Source organism: Mesorhizobium sp. P2_E6 (genome assembly GCF_056403835.1).
In genome coordinates this window covers 25,940-34,063 of sequence record NZ_JBFUEQ010000023.1, presented here as the reverse complement: position 1 = coordinate 34,063, position 8,124 = coordinate 25,940, and the positions used below count along the sequence as shown (strand labels likewise).

Sequence of the window (8,124 nt, the reverse complement as noted above, 5' to 3'; positions counted from 1 at the left end):
TCCAATGTGTATCCGTGTGCGGCGGAATTTCGTAGCCCGGAATGTCACGCGTTAGGATGGGGATTGGAAACATGCCCACCTCGGCCAAGCCGGGCCCGAACCGTCGCCCCATCGCCGGTGCCAGTCGGCGACGGAAAGCGTTCTTCACCGGCTCGGAACAAAGCGCCTTGCCAACCACGTTCCACACCGTCCGCTTCGCCGACGGCAGATGTCGGATGTTTTCCGGAAAGAGATCAATCTTCACCCGCGTGGACGCACCCATCGCATCCCGCTGTTTGGACCGGCCGTGCATCGGTCGGTAATCCGCATACACCGGCAGCGCCGCCAGCATGGATTTATAAACATCCTCCGGAAAGACCCGGTCGAACTCAAGATGGTAAAATGGCCCTTCCACCGCGCGCGCGGCCTCTACGGACTTCGCTACAAATTCCGCCAGCTTTCCTGCGGCTATAGTTTGATCAGCATTTGGAACACTCATATCAGCTCCTACCCACAAGCACATTTGGAAATGCTGCCGCTTGCTGCGAAATCCGGCGCATCGGTCTCCGACCCGGCATCGGCCGTGGTCAACTCAGGATCGCGTTGCCGCAATAGCTGCGGTTGAAGGGCGCCGCTATGATAACGACTGCCTTTGTTGGGAGGCCTTGATCAGCTTTCGGAGGCAGCCCCCTTCCCGTCGGCATTGACCCCGAGCCTCACCAGTGTGTGTTTGCCGCTGTCCTAGACCGCCGCAGCGTCCAGCCGCGGCCATGCCGGTGACGCCATTGCGCGAGCGCCAGAAATCATAACCGGCATACCTATTGCGGTGGTCGCGACTATACTTTTGGAGGCTCCATCTGGACGGAAATTTACCAGAATAGATGGGGTCTCTTGCGAAAATATTCGCTTTAGGAGATGCTAATCTCTGGCCTTGGGAGGGCTGGGGGGATGAAAGTAAAATGGTTTGTGGCACTTGGTGCCACCGCGCTGCTTTGCGGATGCCAAACAAGCAACCAAGCCGACTACATGCAAATCGGATACGGGCCTAGTTTCGACGTAGCACATGCCCAGTGCGAAATGCAAAAAGGGTCCGTAGACCAAGGCTACATTGCCATTGGATCTCCCGGCTTTGTTGCCGGCGCCGGCCTCGGTAACGCTCTCGGCAATGCGATAGCCGAAGATCAGTACATGAAGAACTGTCTGATCATCAGCGGCTGGAAGCGAGCCCCGCACGGCAAGGGCGCGGCCGCGGCTTCAGCCGTTGCAACTGGCGGGCCACCAACTCCCTATGGCGTGGCACGCGCACCCGGCAGTTGGATAAACACGGCCCTACTTGATTGGTCGGACGCCAACAACAAATGCATCGCTGGTGACAAGGCTGCTTGCGCAAGTCGATCGAAGCTAGGCGCCCAGCTAAGAGCCGCTGGGGTTAATCCCGCGCCCGTCTGACGATGGAGGCAGTCCGCTGTGCGCCTGATTAGCCTAGGTCCATTTACAATAGCACTTTGCCTTCTCGCCAGTCAGGCGCATGCGGGTCGGGCATACAACCTCGTGTCTCGCCTACCCGAGACTGATCTGCTTAGGGCCCTCCAATCTATTATCGTGAACGCCGACGCCTGCACGGACGCCAGCAAGATGATCTCATGGGGGATTCAACCGTGTCCGACGCCGGCTATTGGACAATCCGCTGCGCCGAAGGCGACTACATGCTTGAGATTATGAATGCAGGAGATATGCAAACGAGGGTTCTGAAGTGCAAGTTGGCAGAGGCTTTAGGCCTTCGTTGCTGGCAGCCATTCTAACGGATGGACCATTGGGGAATGGGCTTGGGCGGATCGCGTTACGACAAACGCTCTGATCAATGTCGAGAGCGGACCGGCGCCAAGCATAAGCTCGCGCGATCAGACGAAGGCTTTGCGGCAGTTTTTCAGTGGCCAAGCAGGCGGCAGCCTGCCCAGTAGAACGGATTCGTTGTATCCGGCTTAGCTGGCAATTGATCGAGCGCTTCTGCCAATGCAGTTTTGGCTTGCGACCTAGGACTGTTGCGCAGCTGAATGAGTTTTTCATCCCAAGAGGTATCGCGCAGCCACAGCTGAGCTTCGCGAAGCGAAGTGGCGGGATCGGCGGTGGCCCTAGACCACCGATCGTAAAAACGCGACATCAACAGCGCCAAGCACCAATCGGGCATCGCCCACAGCGTTGCTATAACAGCTTGGCAGCCCTGCATAAGAAAGCCAGAGCTCAAAGACATACCGCTCTGCAGAGCGCCCAAGCTGGTGAGCGCGGTCTCGCATCCCGCGAGAACGACGAGTCGCGGGCTGACAGGAGGAAGGGAGAAAATTGCTTGTAGCGTCAATTCGCCTTCCGCCGCCACCGATAGGCTACTCAGCAACGGTGTCTCGTGATTGGCTAGGCCGTGGCATGCAAAATGCCATATGTCTGCGTTTGGCATCTCGGAACAAAGCTCGGCAACCCGTGTGGAGGATCGATTGAAACGCTTGCAGTTCGGGAAGCACTCAGCCAATAAATCGGCTTCCAAAACCGCGAATGGCAATGACATCGCTCCCGGTGCTCCGTCCTCGACGACTACGAGCGCTGCATGTTCTTCGATCAAGATATCCTGTGTTCGGCGAATGAGCGAAGCTGCACATGGCGTGTAGCTGATTGCGAGACTGTCGATCATGGCCGTTCCAGCTTTGCTGCGAATGGCATGAAGCGGCAGAACTCCCAGCACAGGGCTTGGCGAAAAGATCGCCAAAGTTATGCCTTTAGTGATCAAGTCCTCCGACACCTGACTAAATCCGATCTTCGCGAGAACTCCGAGGCTGCGATCCAACGCGTCATGTACCGAGCCAAGCTCATCGTCTCTGGACCCGGCCCTCCTCCATTGCAGATATGCGGATAGCCATCCGTGATGGTCTACACCGACCAACAGCGAATTGGAGGTGTTTGCGTTATAGTTGCAAAACCATCGAACCTGTATCTCAGGATTACTGTTGGTGGCTGGTATGACAGTCAAAACTAGCGCCCCTTGAGGGATCGTAATGAAGTACACGAGACCGCTTCCGGGCTCGATGGTCCCGCTGATTTCTTCGAAGCTTAGGCTTGGGACGACCGGGGCACGAATTCCAGTTGTTGTTGCGTCTCCGTCTGGACAGAGCAGCTGTGCGAGTGCACGGCTCCGTCCCCTCTCAACTGCCATTACAGCGCCTCGAAGGTCACCAGTTTTGGCCAGGCAATAAGCCAGGGCCTCATAGGTTTCGGTGCACTCTTGAACCCAATAGGCATGGGCGTCTCTGTTCGATTGACCATCGAGGAGCTGATCAGCTGCCTGAGTGGCGTGGATCGAGGCTTCGATGGCCTCGTCCCAGCTTTCACGGTTCATTGCCCAGGCGCCCCAGTCGATTGCGAGCGCAAGCATGCCCGCGGGATGTCCCGGCAAACCGATTTCGGCGGCCGCACGGTATGCCTCGATAACCCCTAGTTCGGTTTGTTCCGAAGGGTGAGCTTTCTGGAGATCGTGCCTGAAATGCGCGATAGAGGCTCGCACTGTAAAAATTCGTGTGCCTCTGGCATTCCGAAGGGAACTTTCAAGCAACTCGATGGCTTGCCGAAGCAACTCGTCTCGGCCGCCCGTCGCCCAAACCGAGTGCAGGATTGCTGCCATAGCGCTCTTGGCTGCGGACTGCTGTGCCGGAGGTTCGGACAGGCTGACTTCAACCGCTCGCTGCACTGTAGCTAGTAGTGCCAATTGAACGCCCTCTTCCTTCGATGAGTCATAGACAGATCGGAGAATGTGGGCCGAACTGCACAGGAGTTCTGAATAGGTGCTGCCACTGGAGTCGGCCATGCTAACCGCTCGCTCGATATTTTTCAGTGAATCAGCAAGGTCTTCAGGCCGTCCTAATCTGCGAAACCGATCGTGCAAAACGATGGCCAAGCTATGAGCGACGGCCGCGCTCAGTGGATCTTGAGCGGACGCGTTCCCCGCCGCCAGCCGTAGCGTGTAAATCGCCTTGTCGAGAAGCTCGAGCTTACCCATGCGGTGATAGGCTTCTGAAAGCGCCCTTCCCAAATCGGCGCACGCTTTAACACTCGCATGACTGCGGTTGTCGGAGCGATCGAGCAGTTCGATGATCTCATTTAGAGTTTGCTCGTCACCTGATCGAAAATAACTTCGTATGAGAGCCATACTCAGATTAACTGCCGTTTGTTGGGACAATCTGGCTGAGAGATCGTCGCGGCGTAGCGTTGCTCGCAGCAATCGTAGCGCCTCATCCAGAGGACCATCCCCGACACCATGTTCGTACAAAGCGACCAGCGCCTCGGCGAGGTTATTCGCAATGGAAGCCCGCCTTTCGGGGTTACGCGCAAGATCGAACGCACGGCGCTGGCTTTCCACGGCTTGGGATAGAAGCTTGGAATCTTGAGCCGATGGAAACCGCTTGAGAAGGTAGACCCCCAGATTCGTCAATAGCTCGGCGGCCATCGGATCGTGCTGAGTCAAGATCGGTAACGCCAGGCGCAACCGCGCAATCGCTTGGTCCAAGTCCCCAATCTGTCCCGTGGCGCTGAAGCGTTCGTACAAGCTCACCGAAAGGTTCCTCAAGCTGTCAGCCAAATCAGCATCGATAGGGCCGCCACTGTCACACGCTAACGTCAACAGGCTGATGGACACGTCCAGCCTCGCTCGATCAAAATCGCGCGCATAACAATGAGATTCACTCAGGCCCGCGTTGTTGGCGATTCGGCGGTGCTGTACGGTCCCGGGCAGAGTAGCGTCTATTGCTAGCTTCCATGCAATGAGTGCGAGCTGCGCCTGTTTCTGGTCACCAGTTAGAAGATATCGACGGTGGTAGCTGGTCGCGAGGCTATCGAGGACGTTCGCTCGAAAAGGCGCGGGCGCGGTGCCGAATCTATCCGAGCAGACGATGGAGTTCCAAGCTGCGGCTGCCGCCGCTATGCATTTGACGGTACCGTTGCGCTGAAAGTCCTCGATGTGTCGGCTGGCCTCCGCGATACCCGCCGCGAACACTGCCGGCACATCATTCGTGTGGCTAGAATAGGCCATGTCGCGAACCTGTACCAAGTCATCGTTCGGGGGCCATGGCAAGGCCGGCCCCAATTTCGTCATGAACGTCTAATGGCAAGCGCGCGACATTGGCAGCACCTAACAATCGACGTCTCACAACGTCCGCCCGGGCACTTCCCGACTTGAGCTGTTGCTTTTGTGCCCAAAGCGCCGCAATGCCTGCTACGTGAGGTGCTGCCATGCTCGTCCCGTCCATCTCACATAGGCCGCCACCGAGCGCCGCCGAGACGATGTTCACGCCTGGCGCCACGAGGTCTGCCCCCCAATTCGAAAATGGAGCGAGCGGATAAAGGGGCGTGCCTGACATTGGCCTCCCAATTGCAGCCACCGCAATTACACCCGGAGACGATGCGGGCGGTGACGCCCACAGCCGATAGGGCTGTGAAGCGTCGGCACGGCTCTCGTTACCGGTTGCAGCGACAACGATCGCGCCTTTGTTCAACATCGTCTGAGCCTCTAGCAAGGAAGCGTAGCGCTCGAACAGAGTCACTGTGCGATGGTAATCCCGCAAGGCCTCCGACGTCGCGACTTCAATTGGATAGCCGACCGAGTGATGATGGTTGATGCGACTGGCGAAGTCGATGCCTAACGACATCGAGACGATGGACGCGCCTTGTTCGATGCACCAGGCTATTCCACTGATGATGCCTTCGAGCGTTCCACAGCCTGCGGCATCGAGAACCTTGGCTACGACCGCCTGCTCAACCCCCGGCGCCACACCAATCCGAGTTCCATGCACCGGTCGGCCAAAGATAGTCCCCGCGCAATGGGTGCCATGGCCGTTCCGATCGCCCGGACCTTCTCCGGTAAAATCACGCTCGCTCAGATCGATCCCTGCGAAGGCCGGGTGCGTCGTTTCAATACCAGTGTCGAGGATGCCGACGATGACACCTGCACCGGTGAAGGGCGAGGAGTTCGCCCCAACTGCTGACAGGCCCCACAGATCCTCGGGATCCAGAACAGTCTGCCCCGGAATTGTATTTCTGGAAGTTGGCGCTATGAGCCTGATAGGCATCGACGGCGCGGCAGTAACGAGCGGATCTTTCACGAGCTCCGCCACCTCTTTAGGCGATAGCTGTTCAATAGACATGTCTATTCTGGGCGCCGAGGTAGGTTGGCGGGTGCTCCGGTATCCATTCCCAGTCGCCTCGTCTCGATCTTCAACACTTATCGAGCTTCGAACGATGATGTAGCGCTCAGTCATGATTTCTCTCGACGCCTTTGTCTGCCAAATTTGCTCTGACCACTTCCGCAGGGGCGTAGCCCCCAACCTCACTAAGCCAATCCGGCGCGCGCCCTCTTCGTATCACTATTCGAAGGCGCCTCACTTATTAGAAGATCGCCGATTGCTGGCCTTTTTACTATCTGCTCTCCTGAGCCATCGCCACCATAAATGGACGATACAATCACTCGAGTGCGCTGTGACCAAAAAATCGACGAAGCCCCAAAAGAAACGCCGTACAAAGCGACCGCAGCGGTGCGGATACCGTGCTCGCTTCACGAGACGGACACCAATTTCACGAAGCCTGGCTGGCGCGTCGGGCGCTCGGCAAGGCATTGGTGTCTATAAGGGCGGGAAAGCGCGCATTGATCACAACCGGGTATTAGAACTCATTCGTGCCAATACGCGTGTCGGAAGTTGAGCGCGTACTCGGATACTCCAGAATGCAGATCTATCGAATACTCAAGTCCAATGGCGACCACCTATAAATGAGTCAGTTTAGAGCCAGTTAGAGGTCGAGCAGGCCTAGATTCTCGGTAATGTCCGCGAAATTCGCATTGACAAAGCCTACGCTAATTTTACCTTGCGAAGCTTCAGAAGCCATCCCTGCCAGAACGAGCGGGGGGCCCTTTGGCCATAGTTTGATCACCATGACAATGGCACACCCAAGGGCACCTCTTCCCGCGTCTCTCCACAAACCTTGGCTTGGCCAAGATCTGATCATACCGCCTCGCCATTTGTGGCGCGATAGATTCCATAACCAATCTTGATGAGCAGCCCCTCGTCGCGCATGCGAGCCATATAGCAGCGGGGAATTCCGATCTCAGTCATTTCGCGCGTTCTTTACCCTTTTCACGGGCAAATGCGACAGCGCGGTCTCGGAGGGATGGCTTAGACCCGCCGGCCAATTGGATGCGCTCCGCGCGCTCGCGGTCACGCTTGCGAATGCGGACGGACGGTTCTGGCGTAGGATCGCCAGCTCGTATTTCGCGGTTTCATTCGGCCCGGGGAGCCACTTACCGCCTCAAAGTCTTATAACCCATCAGTTGCAAGGGTTTGCGCTTCCCCCGAGGTACACCGAAGGGTACACGGGAATGATGATTTTAGTGCAATATCTGCAGAAGCGCGGCAAGGCCGGATGGCGTTATCGGCGTAGAGTTCCCCCTGCCCTCAAGGCGCTTCTCGGCGTAGGTGAGATCGTTGTGCCGCTCGGGAAAACCGAAGCCGAAGCAATGGCTCGATACAAGAAGGTCCATGCCGAAGCCGAGCGACAGCTCAGGAACGCCGCGCTGGGGGTCAAAGCGCCTCAGGCTGCCTCATACGGCACCGCAGATACGCCCCTGGACCAGTTCCAACGAGCCGATAAGCAACTGAGGCAATGGAAACTTGACCCTGATTGGCGAGGCGGCGGTAAGGATTTCGACCGCGAGGTGGTGGCGAGAGACGTGATCGCCGAGAGTATCGCCCAGAAATATCCAGTCGGAGACGACGGCTATCCCGTTGATGTGTCGTCCAGTGACGCCGCCCTGCTTCGGGCATTGATGCAAGGCAGCCGCGAGGTTCAGCGCGAACCCACCAGCAGAAAGCCCCCAAGCTAATTGTCGTCACCGCATTTGACCGTGATGAGACTGGGGACCTTCAGCCTGTCTTTGGGCCAGCCGAGCAGCAGACCGAGGACCGGGCGATAAGAACCGCGAGAGCCCTAGCGGGGAAGCATGCCGGTGTCATCGCCTGGTCGCGTGATGCCAACCCCTCGCTTGGCGAATACGGGGAGCCCACGACGCTATTTGTGGGTGGCGACATGCCGGACATGGAGTAACTTTCTCTCTTT

5 protein-coding genes and 1 pseudogene are annotated in these 8,124 nt (G+C 57.5%); 3 read left to right on the top strand and 3 right to left on the bottom strand.

Annotated elements, in window-relative coordinates; genetic code table 11:
- Positions 1–478, bottom strand: a pseudogene (locus AC1D08_RS32910) (hypothetical protein); the annotation flags it as partial.
- A gap of 449 nt (positions 479–927) precedes the next feature.
- Here AC1D08_RS32910 and AC1D08_RS32905 point away from each other — a divergent pair.
- Positions 928–1,428, top strand: a complete 501-nt coding sequence (locus AC1D08_RS32905; protein WP_477425176.1) for a hypothetical protein — start codon at positions 928–930, stop codon at positions 1,426–1,428.
- 478 nt (positions 1,429–1,906) lie between these two features.
- Here AC1D08_RS32905 and AC1D08_RS32900 read toward each other — a convergent pair whose 3' ends face one another.
- Complete coding sequence (locus AC1D08_RS32900) at positions 1,907–5,050, bottom strand: CHAT domain-containing protein (RefSeq protein WP_477425174.1); 3,144 nt, start codon at positions 5,048–5,050, stop codon at positions 1,907–1,909.
- Between the two features lie 19 nt (positions 5,051–5,069).
- Entirely contained in the window at positions 5,070–6,275 is a 1,206-nt protein-coding gene (locus tag AC1D08_RS32895) for a S8 family peptidase (RefSeq protein ID WP_477425172.1), read from the bottom strand.
- Positions 6,276–7,387: 1,112 nt separating this feature from the next.
- Here AC1D08_RS32895 and AC1D08_RS32890 point away from each other — a divergent pair.
- Together AC1D08_RS32890 and AC1D08_RS32885 are read left to right on the top strand one after the other, a co-directional pair.
- Positions 7,388–7,891 (top strand): DUF6538 domain-containing protein, encoded by a 504-nt coding sequence (locus AC1D08_RS32890; RefSeq protein ID WP_477425170.1) that lies wholly within the window; start codon positions 7,388–7,390, stop codon positions 7,889–7,891.
- Positions 7,831–8,112 (top strand): hypothetical protein, encoded by a 282-nt coding sequence (locus AC1D08_RS32885; RefSeq protein WP_477425177.1) that lies wholly within the window; start codon positions 7,831–7,833, stop codon positions 8,110–8,112. Before AC1D08_RS32890 ends, AC1D08_RS32885 begins: the two co-directional genes overlap by 61 nt.
- Positions 8,113–8,124: the final 12 nt, after the last annotated feature.